Consider the following 20,388-nt stretch of genomic DNA (forward strand, 5'->3'; position numbering starts at 1 on the left):
ACAGACTTATTTACACACTCTTGATTTAATCTTTTCAAGTGGTTAGCTTGTAGCTGTTCAATTAAAGCATCAACTTCATCCTCTAGCTCTTCTGTGTGTTTAGCTAGGTTCATATCAAGAACTTTTAATCCCTTCATTGTATTATCAAACATTTTCACGATAAGAGACTCTAGTTCCTGTAGCTCTTTAACAGCTATATCGCTAAACTCAACATTGTTGTGAATAGAATTAGTTATCAATTGTTGAATATCCATTATATGATCTCCGATTCTCTCTACATTGTTAATGCTACTAATCATAGCAGGAACCATAATTGACTCGGAATCATTTAAAGGTTGTTTAGAAATATCTACAATATATAAAGTAACATCCTTTTGTAATCCGTTAACAAGTTCTTCATTTTTCTTTACAGCTTCAAGAGGTTTTTCATCATTTTTATAGATAGAAAGCATAGTTGACTTTAACATATCCATTGTAATTTCAAAACCATGAGTAATTTCTGATAAAGAAGCTTTAAAGGCAGCCACTGGAGTATTAAGTAGTAATCTATCTAAATACATAGCTCCCTGGTGAACTTTATCTTTACCCCTAATAACAGTTTCTAAGAATTTAACATAATACTTAGTGATTGGAAGGAACAACACAGCACTTAGCACGTTAAATATTGTGTGAGAGTTTGCTATTTGAACACCTAAATCACCAGCTACACCTGGTTGAAGGTAGTTAGTTATCGCTATAATAGCTTTAATAAACCATGGGAAGAAAATTAAACATACAAGTACACCAATGATATTGTATAGAGTATGTGCCCAAGCTGTTCTTCTAGCATGAAGATTAGCTGTTAAACTTGCAAGTTGAGCAGTGATACAAGTACCAATGTTATCTCCAAGCATTATAAGCACAGAAGTTTCTAAGTTTATTAAACCAGCTTGACCTAAAACCATAACCAACCCTACAGTAGCACTACTACTGTGAACAAGAGCTGTAGCTGCAGCTCCAAGAAATACTGCAATGAATGGGTTAGAAGCATACATTTCAAAAAAATGTCTAAGATCAGCACTTTCCTTCATGAAAGGAACTCCGCTATTAAGAATCTTTAATCCAAGGAACATCATACCAAAGCCCATTAAGGCTTCACCAATGTTTTTAAGAGTTTTGTTTTTAGCAAAGTAACTAATAGCAAAACCAATGCCTAACACTGGAAGGGCGATATCTGTCAACTTAAACTTAAAACTAAAAGCCATAAGCTGAGCAGTAATGGTTGTACCAATATTTGCACCATATATAATACCTATTGCCTGAGGAAGTTTCATAAGGCCCGCGTTAACAAATCCAACTGTTAAAACCGTAATTGCAGTACTGCTTTGAACTAACACTGTTAAAAGTGTTCCAACTAGTAATGCACTAAATACATTTCCGGTTAGTACAGATAGGATTTTCTTCATCATTTCCCCAGAGGCCTTTTCAAGACCTTCACCCATTTTATCTACACCATACATCAAAAGAGCAGTTCCACCTATTAAACCAAAAATAAGTTCTTTCATATATAATCCTCCAATACAACATATGTAAATAGGTTGTTAATAAAATTACATTCCTATTATATAATAGTAAACTTTATGTGAGGTGAATTTAACTTAGATTTAACAGTAACATACTTAGATTTAACAAAGGTGGTGGAAGGTGTAGAAAACTATTGTAAATTTTCCAAAAGGCATATACTTTGAGAGGATATTCCTTCACCACTACCAGTAAAACCAAGGCCTTCTTCAGTGGTAGCTTTAACATTTACTCTATTTCTTTCAATTTTAAGAGCTGATGATATATTTTCAACCATTTTAGGAATATGAGGTAGCATTTTAGGTTTTTGAGCAATTATTGTAGCATCTATATTGCCTATTTTATAGTTATTATCCTTAAGAAGACCACCTACATGTTCCAAGAGTTTTATACTAGAAATTCCTTTATAAGTATCATCTGTATCTGGAAAATGCTTTCCTATATCACCTAAGGCAGCAGCACCTAGAAGACTGTCCATAATGGCATGAACTAAAACATCTGCATCTGAGTGTCCAAGAAGTCCTTTTTCATAAGGGATAGTTACCCCTCCAAGTATTAAATCTCTGTTTTCAACAAGCTTATGTACATCGTAACCAAGTCCAATTCGCATAAAAACACCCTTTCTTCAATTAAATATGAATAAGTAATAATTTGTAGGAACCAAGGGCAACTCTTAACCTATGCATAACCTTGATTCCCCTGTGGACTTTGAAAGAAAGTAAGTAATGATTACCTTAAAAGTCCTATAGAACGCCAGTTTATTATCTATAATATTAGCACCGGAAAATTTTTTATACAACTAATTAATATGTAAGCTCTCTCACAAAACCCATAAATGATAAATAAAAGTTATCTAGTTCAGGATATAGGAATAGTTAAGATGCAGTTACTTTGTAGAATAAAAAAAGTACGCTGATTGCGTACTGTAAAAATATAATAAAGTTATTTAATTATATAAAGAATCTGAAGGCTAAGGATCTTAGAAAAAGGCTTTTATCATCATCACAAATATCTAAGAGTTTTATCAACCTAGAAATCCTACCCCGTTTTTTCAACTTCCTCTTGGTATTTGTATTTTTCTTAGAGGTAAAGTCAACATGAACTACGTTATTCCCCAAAACTAACGCCTCCTACCCATTAAAAACGGATTTATTAAATATAATTATACCATAATTTGGGATATGTTTGAATAAATAGCCTAATAATTGGCTTATAAATATTATAAAAAACAAGCAAATAAATTATTATATGCAAGTTGTCCACAAATTATGCACATTATTGTTGATAATGTGGACAATTATAAATTTAATCTGTAATAATAATGTAAAAATTTGTTGAGCGAATTTTCTTATTTAGTAATATAATATGTAGTTATATGTTAAATCTTATATATTAACAGGAGTTCCACAAGTTATTAACATGCCATCTGTGGATAATGTTGATAATGTAGCAAGTTTTAACTGTGAGTAAGAAGTAAAGCAATAAATTTATAGGAAAACTCCTAACATTGTCCACAAACTATGTTGATAACTTTTAAAAAGCCAACCTACTATTAGTAGTAGGTTGGTTATTTTCAGCTACAATATATAGTAGAAATAATTATCTTCAGGAAAACTTATAGTAAATAAATAAAATATTACAGAAACTTCATCGATTATTAATATTCTGTATACATAAAATATTTCAATAATTCTTTATAAGTGTTATAATAATTTGGGTTGGACAACCTTATAAGAATAAATTACCAAAGCGAAGAATTTGGAGGGGTTAAAATGAAAAAGGTTTTATCAATAGTATTAGCAGCAGGTATGATGGTTTCAATAGTAGCTTGTGGAAACTCAAAAGCAACAAATGGAAACACTACAGAGCCAGCTAAAACAGAAAGCAAGGCAAAAACAGAGGAAAAAGTTGAAGTAACTTATGATAACTTTGTTTCTCTATTAAACGGAACAGCTAATAAAGATTATTTCTATAATGAAATAAACACAATAAAATTAATGAAAAAAGAGGATGAAAAAGCTTACATAGCAAAAGCAAAAGCAATCGTAGACAAAGCTATGGCAGATAACAAGATTGATGCTGCAAAAGCTAAAGTTTATCCATACTACAAGAATGTAAATGGAGAGAAAACAGAAAAAGATTATGTAGTAGTTTATGGTGATGATAAGGCTCCAACAACAGTTTATGAAATCACTTTAACAATACCAGATAACTATGAGCCAGCTTTAAAAGAAGCTAAAGAGAATAAAGAAATGGTTAGCCAAAAGCAATTTGCAGAATTATTCAAAGCAGAACTTGAAGCTGCAAAATAATATATAAGAACTTACAGCATTTTCTAGGTATGCTAGGATAATCAAGAGATTCTAGATAGTATTTTTCTTGATAATGTTAATAGTTATAAAAATAGATGTATCACAATTGTAAGTATACAAAGTGACACATCTATTTTTTATCTTTTTAAAGTCAGTGGCTAATGACTTTAGGTTCTAATCAACAGAAGCCTCTTCGGTTTTAACAGAGGTTTCTACTAATTTATTAATAGTGTTCATTTCAGCATCAGTAAGATATCTCCACTTACCAATTGGCAAGTCCTTTAAGGTTACATTCATAATTCTTATTCTTTGAAGCTTAGTTACGTTGTACCCTAAGTAATCACACATTCTTCTTATTTGTCTATTTAATCCTTGGGTTAAAATAATTCTAAATACATAAGTACCTTCTTTTTTTAATGTACACTTCTTTGTTACAGTGTCTAATATAGGCACACCATTGCTCATTTTCTTTATAAATTCTGTAGTAATTGGCTTATCTACTGTAACTATATATTCCTTCTCATGATTATTTCCAGCTCTTAAGATCTTATTTACGATATCTCCATCATTAGTTAAGAAAATCAATCCTTCAGAGGGCTTATCTAGTCTGCCTATGGGGAAAATTCTTTCTTTAAAACCTATATAATCTATAATATTCCCCTTAACATGTAGTTCAGTAGTACAAGTTATTCCTACAGGCTTATTAAAGGCAAGGTAAATCTTTTTTTCCTTTGGACTAATATCACTGCCGTTTACAACAACCTTATCACCCTTATATACTTTGGCTCCTACCACTGCCTTTTCACCATTTACAAAGACTTTACCTTCTTCTATGAATTTATCGGCAGCCCTTCTTGAGCATATACCACTTTCACTAATATATTTATTTAATCTCATGGAACTTTCATTATTAACTGTCATAATATCTCCTTCAAATGTATAGATAATAGAATTACAAATTAATTTGGTACAAGAGAAATTCTATTATCATTTTTATTTACCACAATATCATAGTTATGCTCATAAGCATAATCGATAAACTTAGTAAAATTAAGAGGTTCTTTGTGACCAGCCTTAGTTATATACACATTTACTTTTCCCCTATCATAACCTGTATATGTGTCTAGTAGATTTTCCTTTAAGGCCTCGTCAAAAAGTATAATAAGACCTTCGTTTATTTCGTTGCCCTTAACAGAGGATTCTGCCACTAAATCTAAAGAGTCTCCACCAATACTTGCTATATCAACAATCTTATTATTATTAATACCTATTTTAATATTTGAATTAAAGGACACCACAATAGAAGCATCAGCTCTAAAAAATAAGAACTTAACAAGATATATTCCTGTTATAGAAACTATTATAAGGATGGATAAAAAAAGTACCAATTTGGAAGGAGGGGTAATTTCCTCTCCACTATAGGTTTCATCTTTAACAGGTGTTTCATTAGTTCTTTTAACTGTTATAAATTCTTTATCCTCAGTCATCAAATAAACTTTATCATCATCAAAGTTCAATACCTTACCACTTTTAATCATATAATTATCCCCGCTAAATATAATATATTTATAAATTGAAGACTTTATGGGTTCATAGCAAAGGCTTAAGAAAATAAGCTCTAAGAGAAAAATTTCAAGCTATTCACACAAAGTCTCATATTTACTTTTATATACTTAATATTATGGGAAAATCAGGGGGATTTCAAGTAGTTAAAATTGTTCAAAAAAATATAATTTGAATATTAAAAACCAAGATAGTATAATAACAGTTATAACATTTTTAATATTTTGTAAATTTGGGGGATAAAGGGATGAAAAAAACAACAAGTAAAGTGGGGGCAGCTATTGGACTAGTATTTTTAGTCATATTAGGATTTCATTATATTTATAATTTTAATCTGTTGAAAAACCCACCATCTAAACTATGGAGTAAAGAAGTTAAAGTTGGTTATGCTAAATCAAATATTAATCCTATTCTTATAAAGGAAGAGGATAGACTACTAGTTGGATATTCAGATGAAAAGAAGCTACATATATCTGTTTCAGCGCTAGATGGAAAGGTAAAAGAAGCTAAAGAGTATCCTGTTGAAGAGGAATTTATAAAAAATATTTTATTTTTAAAAACTAAAGATGGATACATGTTAGCATATAACTCTACTAAAAATGGAGTTGGATATATGGACAGGTTGTTCTTAGATAAAGATCTAAACTTAATCACAAAAGATAAAGTTGAAAAGGTAAATGAAATTTACGAGTTAAATAGTAATAACTATCTTGCTGCTTATGAGGATAAAATAACAGTAGTAAATTCTCAGTCACAAGAAGAAGTTAGTGTTCCAGCTAAGGATATAGGTATGATTGCAGGAAGCAAGACAAAAACTGGATTCTTTATATCCTACCTAGAAGGGAAGGAAAGCTTTAAATTTTTTCAAGTAGAAAATGGAAAGGCTACAGAACCTAAGTTAGCAATAAGTCTTAACAAACCAGACTCAGTATCCTATAACAAAATATCCTGCTCTACAGACGGAGTAAAGGGATATATTTTACTAGAAGAAATGATGAAAAATGAATTTTCAGGATGTAAAGGCATAGAATTTAATTTAGATGGAAGTTCCTCTAAGTTTAAGCAAGTCTATGTTAATGATTCTATAGTTATTTATGATAATGTAGGAGTATATTCAGAAGAGGGTGGAAAATTTTATGGAACTAGTGAAAGGCCAGTTGGAAGAAAAAGTACTGAGCCAAGTATAGTTTCATTTACCTTTAAGGATGGAGCTACTAAGGACATAGAATTTGTTTCTAGATTAAGAGAATTAACCATATACCCTTATGTGGAAGAAGATTATGTATCTTTTATTAGCTTTAGTAAAAGTGGAAGTTACGATGTAAACATTGCTTCAACCAATGAAGCATTTAAGAATGCAAATAATGGTATAAGAAGTTCGGAAATAACGGAAGCAATATGGACAACTTTAGAAGGACTATTATATAGTATATCCTTTGTTTTTGTTTATGGGTTAAGATGGGTTTTCCCAATTGCAATAGTAGCAGGGGTTTATAGTTTCTTCGATTACTCCTACTCTGAAAAGAAGAAGTTAAAAGGATTCTTAGTGCTATCAGCTATTGCAATAATTTTGAAAACCAGCAGCATCTTAAAAATATCCTATGCTGATTACTTAGCACTATTACCACCTCCACTATCCTACAAAGCAATTGGTATAGTGATTTGTGCCATACTTGGAATACTTAGTTATGCCTTTGGATATCTATTATTTAAAAAGGAAACAGAAGATATGATAATAATCAAATTTTCTATTGCCTTAATTATAGATACTGTATTAACCTTGGCAGTATTCGTTCCTTTTATAGCATAGTGGTAAAAAGTATAAAAGGTAGCAATAAGAATAAACTTGTTGCTGCCTTCCTTTTATAGCCTTACTGGTGAATAAGGCTATAAGTACTTTTAGAAGTACATAGAATTTTGTTATGAAATTATTAAAATAAATAAATTAAGTTCCTCATTAAAAAGATATATTTGTTTAAATTTAACAATATATTTTTAATAGACCACAGTCTTAAACTTAGATATAATTATAAAAAAGAAAAGGAGGAACTGAATGAAAAATTGGTTAAAAGGAGTTATTATAGGGATTATAATAATTGCCATTGGAGGCATGTATTATTATAAAAATATATACAAAGCTGGAGGGTTAAAATCTCTAGAAGGTAATGATTATATATACACATCTATGGAAAATATTAATACCAAACTTCCTACCTTAATGACTTTAAGTACTAATACATGACCAGCTTGTAAGCAGATGGAAGCTGTGTTAAGAGAATTTGCGCCAAAGTATAAGGACAAAGTCAATGTTGTAAAAATAGATTTAGAGAAATATCCCGAGTATGCTTATGAGTATAGAGTAAGTGTAGTGCCAACTACCATATTCTTTAAGGCGGAAAAACAGGTGTATAAAGGATATACAGGAGCTACTGATGAAAATAGAATAAAGGAAATATTTAAGGAAATGGGGGTTAACTTAGATGAATGATTTAACAGCTCTCATATCAGGAAATATTTTTATAGCTTTAATAGCATCCTTTGTAGCTGGAATAGTGTCATCCTTTAGTCCGTGCTTACTATCAACGGTACCTTTAGTTATTGGATATGTTGAGGCTAATGGAAAGAAAAATAAAAACTTAGCTTTAAAATATTCTTTAGTATTTTCACTAGGGCTTATATTTACCTTTGTTGCCTTAGGAGTAGCCTCAGCAGTTCTAGGAAAGTTTTTTGCTGGTGGGGGAAAACTGTGGTATCTAGCACTTGGAGTCATAATGATGTTTGTAGGCTTAAAGACCATAGGAGTCCTCGGCAGTAAAGAAAGTAATTCTTGCAAAGTTCCAAGAACCAGTAAAGGAGTAGTAGGGGCCTTCTTTCTAGGAATACTAGGAGGAGTATTATCCTCACCTTGTGCTACACCAATTCTTGCAGCCATTCTTGCCTTTGTAGCAAGTAGCGGCAATATAGTTTTAGGAATATTAATGTTATTACTTTATTCCGTTGGGCATTGTATTTTAATTGTAATTGCAGGCACTTCAGTAGGCTTTATTGAAACACTGCAAAGCTCACCTAGGTACTTTAAAGTAGGAAACATACTAAAAATTTGTTTTGGTATACTAGTTATATTTATAGGACTATACCTTTTATATTTAGGAATGTAAAAAGTAGAAAAACAGCTTAAAAGCTTATAAGTAAAGCCACTGAAGTTAAAGATGCATTAGCTTTAACTTCAGTGGCTTTTTGTTATTTATAATATAAATTGTGTGATAGAAGCACTGTTCCAAACTATTATTAAAGAATAGGAGAGAGGAGCCTTGATACGGACTCTTTAAATCTTATAATAATTCCTCTGTTATTATAATGATCCTTAGTCAATAGGGTGGATTTCAGTAAGTCTTGCTTAAAGGCTTCTTCTAGCTTTAAAGAAGTTGCTTCATCATAAACTATGGCACTAACTTCAAAGTTAAGGCTAAAGCTTCTAATATCCATATTAGCAGAGCCTACGCAACAAACTTTTCCATCAATAGAAATCATTTTACTGTGGATAAAACCATTATCATAGGTATAACACTTCGCCCCAGAGTCCATTAAGTCCCAGATATAAGACTTAGAGGCCCAATATACAAAAGGATGATCTGGCTTGCAAGGGATTATTATTCTTACATCTATTCCTGATAGGGCAGAAATTTTTAAAGCCGTTAAAATACTCTCATCAGGAACAAAATAAGGGGTTTCAATATAAATACTTTTTTGAGCCTTATAAATTAATCTAAGATAAGAGTTTCTAATAGAACACCATTTTGAGTCAGGGCCACTAGTGATAATTTGAACTCCCTTATGATTAATTCTATCTCTTTTAGGAAAGTACTTTTGATCCATAACAAAATCTTCCCCAGCTGCAAATCGCCAATCTAAAAGAAATCTTATTTGAAGGGAATCTAAAGCATCACCTCTTAAATAAAGGTGAATATCTCTCCAAAAGCCAAATCTTTTAGAGCGACCTAAATATTCATCTCCAATATTTAAACCGCCAACAAAACCGTGTTCACCATCAATAATACATATTTTTCTGTGGTTTCTGTAATTAATCCTAATATTTATATAAGGAATAAAGGGTGGAAAAAAACAAACAACTGAGCCCCCAGCACTTCGTAATCTTTCAAAGAACTTTACGTTATTATGTAGGCAACCCATACCATCATATAAAACCTTAACATCCAAACCTTCTTTGGCCTTTTCAATAAGAATATTTAAAATTTCATTTCCTAAATCGTCATCATTAAAAATATAGTACTCTAAATGAATATATTTTTTGGCATTCTTAAGATGCTTAATTAATTTAGGAAACTTTTCATGACCATTATTCAAAATTTCAATTTCATTATTAGTAGTAAATATAGAGTTGTCACTATAAAGGTTTAAAGTAATTACATCATGATAATCATGAAGGAGATCATTTTGATTTATGAGATTTTCATTATTTAAGATATGCTTTTGTTCAGAAACAATAGCAAGAAGATTTTCTTCTTCTTCTTTCTTTAAATAAAAGAACTTTTTACGCCTCAGGTCCTGACCAAAGAACAAATAAAAGATAAAGCCCAGCACAGGGATAAATAGCATAATCATAAGCCAAGTCCAAGTGTTACTGGCATTTCTTCTTTCAAAAAGTATAACAATTATTGCAAATATGATATTTATAACAAATACTATATTTACAATACTTATAAATATGTTATATGCATTCATAGCGTCTCCTTAATAAGTTTATTAATCTATCTACAATATATAGTTTAAAGGTAATGTGAAAAATTATCAATATATGTAAAAACTTAATATATTGAGAATCAAATTAGAAACATTAAGGGTATTTTGTAGGGGGTAACACCTATAGTTATATCCAATTAGAAGAAATATAATTCAAGGGGGCTTCATTGTTAATTTTATTTAAAATTAATAATAAGCTGTTTTGTATATACTGAAAGTATGTTATAACATACTAGGGGAAAAAATTAATGAAGGGAGCTATGAAATGAATAAAGCAAACAACAAAGAAGAATTAATAAAATACTTAATGATAGTTATAGGAACTACTATAACAGCTATGGGAATTAATATATTTTATTCGCCCTACCACTTAGTAACAGGAGGATTGTCAGGTCTAGCCATTGTAGTAGAATATGTTTCTAAAAACACCCTTGGCTTTGGAGTTCCCCTATGGCTTACAAACCTTTTAGTAAATATCCCATTATTTATAATAGGAATAAAACTAAAGGGTAAATCCTTTGCAGGTAAATCTATATTTGCTGCAGGGTTTTTATCTCTAGCACTTTGGTATACAAGTTATATTCCAGCAGTAAAAGCAGACCTTTTAATAGCTGCTGTATTTGGAGGAGTCTTAGTAGGCGTAGGTATTGGACTAGTATTGAGAGCCTCAGCAACTACTGGGGGAACAGATCTTTTAGCCACAATAATTAAACATTATTTTAGAAGGCTGCAAATCTCAAATATAATGTTAGGTATAGATTCGGTAATAATCACTGTTGGACTTTTTGTATTTGGAGTAGAAAAGGCCATGTATGCCTTAATTTCAGTATTTATTATTTCTAAGGTGATAAACAGTGTCCTTGAGGGTATTAATTACTCCAAGGCAGTACACATTATATCAACTAAATCAGAAGAAGTATCTGTAGCCTTAATGAAAGAATTAAACAGAGGGGTAACAGGAATTAATGGTACAGGTATGTACACTGGTGGAGATAAAAGAATATTATTTGTAGTTTGTTCTAAAAATCAAATAGTAGCACTACAAAAGGTTGTAACCAGTATAGATGACAAGGCCTTTATAACCATCACAGACGTAAGAGAAGTAGTGGGAAGAGGCTTCACAGAACCACAATTTGATATTCCAAAGAATGAAGCTTAAACACTAATAACATAAGACTTTACCTTTTAGATAAGTCTTAGCTTTGGTTTCCCATATGAAGGTTATAATTAAAACCTATACTAAGCCCTAAGAAAGTAGAAAAACCTATTTTCTTAGGGTTATTTTATTTAAAAGTATTAGAATAAAAAAGCTTATGGATTTTGGCATAGGGCTTTTATAAGTTGCATATCCTTTTAGGTACATGTTAAAGTTAAGACTTATAGGTATAGGATACTTCTTTGATATTTAAAGATAACTCTTATATATGAAACTTAACGACATGTTGGAAAGATAAGTTTCCTAAACTCTTAAGAAACCTCATAAGTTAGGATTGTTAATTAGAAATACGATTTAATAATGATTATTAAATAATATTAAATTTCTATTAACTCACAAAAAAAGAAGGAATTAAAAATCCTTTATAGAACTAAACTTATAAGAGAATAATTATAGTAGATGAAAGGGTGATATTATGGATATTAGAGTAGCAAAATTTAATGAGTACAAAGAAACTGCAGAAGTTAAAGCAATTCTTATGTTCGAATCTAAAGAAGATTTTCATATGAAGTTTGAGGATGAAGCTATAAATAATGCAATTTCTTATGTAATAGAAAATAAAGAATTCACTGGTAAAAAGGGAGAACTATATACTGTTAATTTACTTAGAAAAGAAGCTCCAAGTAAATTAATTTTAGTAGGTGCTGGTAAAGGGGAAGAGTTAACAGCAGAAACTATTAGAAAAAGCCTTGGAAAATTAGTTAAGGAATCCATGAGACTAAAGGCAGCTACTTTAGAGATTAATGTACCTGCACTAAGAAAACATTTTGATATGGAAATAGCAGCAAAGGCTATAGGGGAAGCTATAACCATGGCCACTTATACCTTTGACACTTACAAAAGTGATAAGAAGCCTGTAACTTTAAATGCTGTAACCTTATTATGTTGCAGTCAGTGTGATGTAAGTATATTAGAAGCAGCAGTAAAAGAAGGTGTTGCCCTAGGAGAAGGAAACTTAATAGCAAGAGCTTTAGTAAATGAGCCTGCAAACATATTAACTCCAGCAGAACTTGCAAAAAGAGCAGAAAAAACTGGTGAGGATTATGGCTTTGAAGTTAAGGTTTATAATAAAGATGAAATAATTAGCTTAGGCATGGAGGCTTACATGGCAGTGGCTAAGGGATCAGCAAATGAGCCAAAGTTAATTGTAATGAGACATATGGGAGGTAGTGAGAATCCAGAGGAGATATTTGGACTTGTAGGAAAAGGCTTAACCTTTGACACAGGTGGATACTGCATAAAACCAGGTCAAAGCATGGCAAACATGAAAACAGATATGGGTGGAGCAGCAGCGGTAATTGGTGCAATGAGCACTATTGGAAAAATGAAGCTTAAGAAAAATGTAGTGGCTGTAGTTGCAGCTTGCGAAAATATGATTTCTGGAGAAGCCTATAGACCAGGAGACATAATAGGTTCAATGGCAGGAAAAACCATTGAAGTATTAAATACTGATGCAGAAGGAAGACTTACATTGGTAGATGCAGTAACCTACATCATTAGAAATGAAAAAGTAAGCAGAGTTGTAGACATTGCAACTTTAACAGGTGCAGTGGTCACAGCCCTTGGCAGTGCAGCTATTGGAGTAGTTACTAATGATGATAACTTCTATAACAGCTTAGAAGAAGCTTCAAAAGAAGTTGCAGAAAAGGTTTGGAAACTACCATCCTTTGATGAGTACAAAGAACAAATTAAAGGAGAAGTAGCAGATCTTAAAAACATTGGAGGACCAAGAGCAGGTACCATCACAGCAGGTTTATTCATTGGAGAATTTGTAGAAAGCAAACCTTGGCTACACCTTGATATAGCAGGAACTTGTGCTGGTGAAAAACCACCAACAGAATATCATTCAAGTGGAGCAACAGGAAGTGGAGCAAGGCTTTTATATACTCTAGTTAAAAATCAATAAAAAGTTCTAATAATAAGGGAGCTGGTTAATACCGGCTCCTTTTTAATGCAATAAACTCTAATAGATAATATAAAATTTTAATTTGATTTAATACAAGGGAAAGAAAATGCCAAAAGCCAACTAAGAAAATAAATTTTATGTTACATATTTCGCGTTACTTCGAGTGTGTGTTTAGGATATAATGATGAAAAATAACTAATTATAAATAAGGGGAGAATAATATGGGGAAATTTAAAAGGTTAATAGTTGTAGCTACATTAATTACATTCCTTACAACTACAATGCCTTTTCAGGTTTTAGCTAGTGATATTAATACTAAGCCTGAAAAAATAGAAAGCAATCAAAGTAAAACAAATGAGGAAATAACAGAAGCTGAAAAGGCTGCTGTGAAAATAGTTGATGAGGTAGAAGAAAAAAGAGAACCCAATATAAAACACTATCTATTGGAGGATAAAACCTACGAAGCAGTAATTTATAATTATCCAGTCCATTATTTTAAAGATGGTCAGTGGAAGGATATAGATAACTCCTTAAGTGAAACTATGGATAAGAGGACATTAGATGAAGAATTAGTTAATGAACAGGAAGTCAAAGAAAGTCCAAAGGTAGAGGAGAAAAAGACATCTGAAGATGAAAGTAAGAAAGAATCTAGTTCTGAAATAAAAACCTCTGAAGGCGAGAGTAAAGAAGTACCCAAGACAGAAGATAAAGTTACTCCTGAAAGTAAGGAAAAAGAAACTCCTAAGGCAGAGGAAAAACCTGATACTAAAACTGAGGAGGCAAAGAACAAACCTTTACCACAGGATAATGTACAAGCCTCTGGTCAGCAGAACAATCCTAGTTCTCAGGCAGAAAAAAATAATAGTATATTAAATTTTGGTAAAAGCAAGGGAAAAGAGGCAGAAAAGGTATTTGAAAATAAGTCAAATAGCTTTAAGTTTAAACTTGCTAAAAAAGGAGATTCCAAAAGACTTGTAACTATATCAAAGGATAAGTATGAAATATCTTGGAGCCTTCAAAATGCTGCAAAAGTAACTGGAGAGTTATCAGAATATAATGAAAATAAAATTAATAAGGAAATTGAAGAAAAGGCTAATGGCATAGTAAATAATAGTAAAAATGCTTCATTAAAAAGTAAAAGTGAAAAAAACTTAGAAAAACAAAATATAGTAGAAAATGAAAAGAAAAAGATTCTTCCAAACATAACCTCAAGTGTTAATTTTAGAAACATATTAAAGGACGTAGACTTAAATTATCAGCTTGTCTCAGACAAGGTGAAGGAAAACCTAATTATAAATAAAAATATAGAAGATAGTATATTCACTTATAATATAGAGGTTAAAAATCTTACGGCAGTAAAACAGGAAGACAACTCTGTTATTTTTTATGATAAGAATGATAAATCAAAAGAAATATTCTTAATAAAAGCCCCTTTTATGTTTGACTCAAAAGGAATAGAAAGTACAGATATTCAAGTAAAGGTTGAGGAAACAAAAAAAGGATACTCATTAATTTTAATTCCTAGCAAGGAATGGCTTAATGATAAAAATAGAGCTTATCCAGTAACTATAGATCCAGATATAGAAACAGATTTAAGTAGAAATGGTATTATGGATACTTTTGTAACATCAGTAGCAGACCCAGACAATAAATATAATAATCAGTATTTGAGAGTTGGAAAACACAAAACATCAGGAACTATAAGAAGCTTAATAAAATTTAATATTCCTAGTATAACTACAGCAGATATGGTGGTTGCAGCTCAATTAGATTTATTTTCATATGAAGCTCCTGTAGAGAATGCAATTAGTGTACATAAGGTAACAAGTCACTGGATTTCAGATGAGAATCATAATTTGGCATGGAGTAATCAGCCTTCTGTTGATTCTACTATAGAAGATTATAGCATTGCTAATGAAGCTAGTAAGTGGTTTTCTTGGGATGTAACAGAAATGGTGAAGTCCTGGTATTTAACAGGAAACAACTACGGGTTAATGTTAAAGAGCACTAATGAAAGTATAGAAAATTCTGCGTTTTGGTCTGCTGACATGGATGATTATTATAGAGGAGCAAGGCCTAGAATTATAGTGAAGTATATAAATAACTCTGGACTTGAAAACTACTGGACATACCATTCCCAAGACATAGGAAGAGCTGGCACAGGATATATTAACGATTATAATGGTAATTTAATACTTAAGCATAATGATTTAATTATGAATGGGAGTAGAATGCCTGTTAATATTACTCATGTTTTTAATAGCAATTATAAAACTGAAAAGACATTTCCGAGTTTTAGTGATACATCAAGCTTTTATGGTGCAGGTTGGAGACTTAATCTTAGTCAAATCATTGAACCCAAAGTTATCCAAGACAAGCAACACTACATGTATACTGATGAGGACGGAACAAAACATTATTTTAAACTTGATTCCACAACAGGTAAATATAAAGAAGAGTTTAATCAGGAATTAACTTTAGAATTAAATTATAACAATGGAATTGATATAGGATATTTGATAAAGGACACTAAAGATAATAAATTAGTTTTTTTAGGAAATGGATTATTATATAAAATTATAGATGCAAATAAAAATGAGTTGGTAATGACTTACAATGGTAAAACATTGACAAAGGTAACTGATGGAGCTGGTAGACAAACTATTTTTCAAAGTAATCCCTATGGAACCTTAACTAGTATTATAGATCCAGATAATAAAAAAACTAGCTTTACTTATGGGGCAAATTGGCCTTATAACCTTGAAACAATAACGTATCCAGATGGAAAAAAGACAACATATCAGTATGATATTAATAATAATCTTAAAGAAGCTATAAATTTTGATGGGTTAAAAATCTCCTATACTTACTATAATTCACAGCCATATAGAGTAAATACTGTTTCACAGAATCATAATAATGGTACACAGGGTGAGAGTTTAATTATAAATTATGGAAGGAATTTAACTACATTCACAGACATATCTGGTAGAGTAAATACTTATCAATTTGACAATTTAGGGAAAACCATAAATGTTAAAGATGCCGAAGGCAATGCCCAGCATTATAAATATGGCGATAGTGAAAATTCAAAGAAATTAACAACAGAATCAAAACTACAAAAAACCGTAAATAATATTTTACCTAATCATGGATGTGAAAAATCAACAAATTGGACTGTGGCTTCAGATGGCGGAGCAGGAAGCGGAGTCATAACATCAGAAGATAAACATTATGGAAATCAAAGTATAAAAATATCAAAGACTAATAATATTTCTAAGCAATATATGCAACAAGAAGTAAATCTAACTCCTGGAAAAACATATACACTTTCAGCATATGTAAAAACAGTAACAGTATCAAACACAAATAATAATGGGGCAAAGCTTGCAGTTCATTATTTAAAGAGTGATGGCACTTATGAAGAGAAGTTTTCAAAAAGTATAAATGGAAGTCATGCTTGGCAAAGGCTTCAAGTTACATTTACATTGCCAGCGGATACACCTATCGCAAGGGCAATAATAAGGCCAGAACTTACACTAGAAACAGGAATTGCTTATTTTGATGACCTGCAGCTCGAGGAAGGCTGCATAGCCAATAGATATAATTTAGTTGAAAATGGGGACTTTTCAGGAACAGGAACTATACCTGATTGGTGGTGGAATAATAGTTTAGAAACAGGTGATTCTCTAGTTAGCACCTCGGATAGTAGTCATCCAAGCATTCTTGACAATAATGTTCTTAAGATAATTGGAGGATATAATAAGAGTAAAAGTATTGGTAGTGCAATTTATCTTAGCGGAAAAACTGGCGATACTTTTAACTTAAGTGCATGGGCTAAGGCTGATTCAGTGCCAAAAGGTGTTTTTGATATAAGTGTGGCATTTGTAAATGGATCCCAGGTCAAGTGGGTAATAGTACCGTTTAATAAAAATAATCATGATTGGCAGTATATTAGTGAAATAGTTAAGGCTCCTATGGATTACACTCGAGTAGATATGAATATATTTTATTCAAATAATGCCAACACCGCTTATTTTGATGGAATCCAATTCTATAAAGAAGAATTTGGAGATAGTTTTGCTTATGATGATAAGGGTAATCTAATTTCAGTAAAAGATATTTCTCAAAGAAATAGTACCTTTAAATACAATGGAACAAATGATTTAATAAGCACTACGGATCCTAAAGGAAATGAATTTAAATATGATTATGATACAAAACATAATGTTACAAAAGCAACTACCGCAGAAAATAAAAACTATAAGTTTAACTATGATAGTTATGGTAATCCATTATCAGCAGCAGTAGATGATGGCACTAATCAAATAGGGTCATCCGCTAATTACACCGCTAATGGAAACTATATAAGTTCTATGTTTGACAGCTTTGGCAATAAAGTTGCGTATAATTATAATCAAACAAAAGGTACTTTAGATAGTGTTACAGATGCAAAAGGAAAGTCTACTAGTTATACTTATGATATATTAAATAGACTCACAGAAGCTTCTAAAGTGGCTGGTACTCAAACAATTAAAAATTCTTATAGTTATGAAAATGATAGGATCAAAACAGTAACTCATAACGATTTTAATTATAACTTTGGATATGATTCTCTTGGTAATAATACTTCAGTTTCTGTTGGGTCACAAAATTTAATTACTAATACAATTGAAGAAAGAAGTGGAAAATTACTTAATTCAACCTATGGGAATGGTCGAAAGGTTGGAAATATATATGATGGTTATGATAATCTAATAGGAAATTATTATGGAAATGAAAATAATCATCATATAACCTATAGTGGAAATATTGAAAAGATGGGAATTAAAACTGTTAATGGTAATGATAGTATTCTTGGAACAATTGGGCAAAATTTGGGGCTAGAGTCACTATCAATAAGTTTGACTGACGTACCTGCTGGAATGCATATAAAATATCAAGCTCACGTTCAAGAATTAGGTTGGCAAAATTGGGTCTCTGACGGTGCTACAGCAGGAACAATAGGTCAAGGGTTAAGGATGGAAGCTGTAAGAATAAAGCTTGAGGGAGCACCAATAGGATATATAGTTCAATACCAAGTTAATGTTCAAGGAATAGGTTGGATGAATCCTGTTACTGATGGAGAATTATCAGGGACTACTGGACAAGGATTAAAAATTGAAGCAATTAAAATTAAAGTAGTTAAGCTAAGAAATAGCTATAAATATGATGCTAATTCAAACCTTGGTTATAAGCAAGACTTTATAAATGAAGTTAATTATTTGTATAGTTATGACTTATCTAATAGATTAACTAAAGTAGATGAATCAAATGGAAATTACACAGCATATGGTTACGACAATAACAACAATACAAATAGAATAACTGAGAAAATAACAGATAAAATCTATACAACTAATTATGGATTTGATAAAGACAATAGAGCAAATTCAGTAACTTACAATAAGGGGGTAGAGTCTAATATATCTTATAGTTATGACACATTAGGAAGATTAAAAAATAAAGGAATAGTTTTAGGTTCTTCAACATATAACACTAGCTATAATTATAGAAAAGGAACAGTTAGCAATACAAATTTATCTTATCAAGGACTTGTTCAATCACAAGGCTGGCAAGACCCTGTAAGTAATGGAGCTGAGTGTGGAACTACAGGTAAACAATTAGCACTGCAGGGAATAAAAGTGTCAATTACTAACGCAATTCCAGGTATGAGAGTTAAATATAAAGCACATATCTCAAATGTTGGGTGGGAGAGCGATTGGCTATATGATGGAACACAATCTGGGGATACAGCAAATAATATTGAAGCTATTCAAGTAATACTTGAGGGAGCTCCAGAAGGATATCATATTCAATATCAAGTGCATGTAGCAGAAATAGGTTGGATGGATCCTGTAGTGGATGGAGCTATTGCTGGAACTACTGGGAAGTCATTAAGTGTTGAAGGAATAAAAATTAATTTAATAAAACCAGGTTCTACAGAAAGTTCACAGATAGAAAGTATAAAATACAATAATGATAAAACAATAAATTATACTTATGATGCAAATGGAAATATAGATACAATAAGCCAATATGGAAACCCCATAAAATTCTATTACAATGAATTAAATGAACTTATAAGAGAAGATAATAAAGTAACAAATAAAACAATAACTTATTCCTATGACATAGGTGGAAATATAACTAGTAAAATTGAATATCCGTACACAACTGCAAATCCCATAACTGTAGCTGCAACTTCAACTATAAACTATGGTTATACAGATACTAACTGGAAGGACAAATTAACTTCTTATAATGGAAAAGCTATTACCTATGATGAAATTGGAAATCCATTAACTTATGATGGTTATACTTACACGTGGGAAATGGGTAGGCAATTAAAATCAATAAACAAAACTGGACAAACTATTACCTATAAATATGACGATTCAGGAATAAGAACTGAAAAAACTGTAAATGGTGTAAAAACATCTTATAACCTTATTGGAGATAAAGTAACTTATGAAGATAATGGAACGGATAAGGTATATTATACTTATGATGCTAATGGCAAGCTTTTATCAATGAATTTGAGAGCCCCTGATAGTTATAGTAATGATCTTTATGAGTTAGTAGGTAGTGAGACAGCTATCCAACTTTCAGGTTCAAACAGTGCAGCAGAGAAATTTAATGCGACAAAGCCATTTGATAGAGTAAGTGTAAACTGTCCAAGTTGGAGTAACAATATTGGTAACCTTACTTTAAGTTTGTATAAATGGAAGACTGATTATAATACTACTATTTCGGCATCTCCAATTGCTAGTAAGCAATTCCAAAACTACACTGATAATCAATGGTTAGAACTGAAGGTTAATGAACAGTCTTCAGGAGAATATCTATGGGTATTAAGTAATCCTAGTGAAAATGTAGGGGTGTGGAAAAGTGAGGGAAGCACTAATAGCAGCACTGCATATTTAAATGGTTCTGTTGTATCAGGGGATTATACAAGCAAAATAAGTTACAAGACTAATGAATACTACTACATTAGAAATGCTCAAGGTGATATAATAGGATTAATAGAT

Annotated in this window: 14 protein-coding genes; 8 read left to right on the forward strand and 6 right to left on the reverse strand. The window is 31.3% G+C overall.

Features of this window, described 5'->3' with window-relative positions:
• From B3040_RS02955 to B3040_RS02965, 3 genes are all read right to left on the reverse strand, one after another.
• Nucleotides 1-1,544: Na/Pi cotransporter family protein (locus tag B3040_RS02955; protein ID WP_291570028.1), on the reverse strand; the 1,544-nt coding region annotated here is incomplete at its 3' end.
• Between the two features lie 149 nt (nucleotides 1,545-1,693).
• Nucleotides 1,694-2,170, reverse strand: a complete 477-nt coding sequence (gene ispF, locus B3040_RS02960; RefSeq protein ID WP_291570029.1) for a 2-C-methyl-D-erythritol 2,4-cyclodiphosphate synthase — start codon at nucleotides 2,168-2,170, stop codon at nucleotides 1,694-1,696.
• A gap of 340 nt (nucleotides 2,171-2,510) precedes the next feature.
• Nucleotides 2,511-2,678 (reverse strand): hypothetical protein, encoded by a 168-nt coding sequence (locus tag B3040_RS02965; RefSeq protein WP_291570031.1) that lies wholly within the window; start codon nucleotides 2,676-2,678, stop codon nucleotides 2,511-2,513.
• A 654-nt stretch (nucleotides 2,679-3,332) separates the two neighbouring features.
• Here B3040_RS02965 and B3040_RS02970 point away from each other — a divergent pair.
• Nucleotides 3,333-3,872 carry a hypothetical protein gene (locus tag B3040_RS02970; RefSeq protein WP_291570033.1) on the forward strand — a complete coding sequence of 180 codons (540 nt, stop codon included), beginning with the start codon at nucleotides 3,333-3,335 and terminating at the stop codon, nucleotides 3,870-3,872.
• 174 nt (nucleotides 3,873-4,046) lie between these two features.
• On the opposite strand, the gene rluF is transcribed toward B3040_RS02970, so the two are convergent.
• Together rluF and B3040_RS02980 are read right to left on the reverse strand one after the other, a co-directional pair.
• A complete protein-coding gene (gene rluF / locus B3040_RS02975; protein WP_291570035.1) occupies nucleotides 4,047-4,793 on the reverse strand; it encodes a 23S rRNA pseudouridine(2604) synthase RluF in 747 nt (248 codons plus the stop codon).
• A gap of 38 nt (nucleotides 4,794-4,831) precedes the next feature.
• Nucleotides 4,832-5,410, reverse strand: a complete 579-nt coding sequence (locus B3040_RS02980) for a hypothetical protein (protein WP_291570037.1) — start codon at nucleotides 5,408-5,410, stop codon at nucleotides 4,832-4,834.
• A 272-nt stretch (nucleotides 5,411-5,682) separates the two neighbouring features.
• Here B3040_RS02980 and B3040_RS02985 point away from each other — a divergent pair, with 272 nt between their 5' ends.
• The 4 genes from B3040_RS02985 to B3040_RS03000 all read left to right on the forward strand — a co-directional run bounded on the left by B3040_RS02985 (nucleotide 5,683) and on the right by B3040_RS03000 (nucleotide 8,593).
• Nucleotides 5,683-7,245: a hypothetical protein gene (locus B3040_RS02985; protein ID WP_291570040.1), complete on the forward strand. Its 1,563-nt coding sequence runs from the start codon at nucleotides 5,683-5,685 to the stop codon at nucleotides 7,243-7,245.
• Nucleotides 7,246-7,488: 243 nt separating this feature from the next.
• The gene (locus B3040_RS02990; protein WP_017413701.1) at nucleotides 7,489-7,677 is read left to right on the forward strand and encodes a hypothetical protein; all 189 of its coding nucleotides are present in this window, start codon (nucleotides 7,489-7,491) and stop codon (nucleotides 7,675-7,677) included.
• Nucleotides 7,678-7,692: 15 nt separating this feature from the next.
• Nucleotides 7,693-7,923, forward strand: a complete 231-nt coding sequence (locus tag B3040_RS02995; protein WP_017413700.1) for a thioredoxin family protein — start codon at nucleotides 7,693-7,695, stop codon at nucleotides 7,921-7,923.
• Nucleotides 7,916-8,593, forward strand: coding sequence for a cytochrome c biogenesis CcdA family protein (locus B3040_RS03000; protein ID WP_291570044.1), 678 nt, complete (start codon nucleotides 7,916-7,918; stop codon nucleotides 8,591-8,593). The genes B3040_RS02995 and B3040_RS03000 overlap by 8 nt, the downstream gene beginning before the upstream one ends.
• A 130-nt stretch (nucleotides 8,594-8,723) precedes the next feature.
• Here B3040_RS03000 and cls read toward each other — a convergent pair whose 3' ends face one another.
• Nucleotides 8,724-10,178, reverse strand: a complete 1,455-nt coding sequence (cls, locus tag B3040_RS03005) for a cardiolipin synthase (protein WP_291570046.1) — start codon at nucleotides 10,176-10,178, stop codon at nucleotides 8,724-8,726.
• A gap of 283 nt (nucleotides 10,179-10,461) precedes the next feature.
• On the opposite strand from cls, the gene B3040_RS03010 reads away from it, so the two are divergent.
• The 3 genes from B3040_RS03010 to B3040_RS03020 form a co-directional block, all read left to right on the forward strand.
• Nucleotides 10,462-11,355 carry a YitT family protein gene (locus B3040_RS03010; RefSeq protein ID WP_291570049.1) on the forward strand — a complete coding sequence of 298 codons (894 nt, stop codon included), beginning with the start codon at nucleotides 10,462-10,464 and terminating at the stop codon, nucleotides 11,353-11,355.
• A gap of 472 nt (nucleotides 11,356-11,827) precedes the next feature.
• Nucleotides 11,828-13,318 (forward strand): leucyl aminopeptidase, encoded by a 1,491-nt coding sequence (locus B3040_RS03015; RefSeq protein WP_291570052.1) that lies wholly within the window; start codon nucleotides 11,828-11,830, stop codon nucleotides 13,316-13,318.
• 221 nt (nucleotides 13,319-13,539) lie between these two features.
• Nucleotides 13,540-20,388 (forward strand): DNRLRE domain-containing protein (locus B3040_RS03020; RefSeq protein WP_291570054.1); only part of this gene is annotated, 6,849 nt, incomplete at its 3' end.

Origin of the sequence: Clostridium sp. UBA4548 (genome assembly GCF_002387895.1) — a bacterium.
In the GTDB taxonomy this organism is placed as follows: Bacteria; Bacillota; Clostridia; order Clostridiales; family Clostridiaceae; genus Clostridium_J.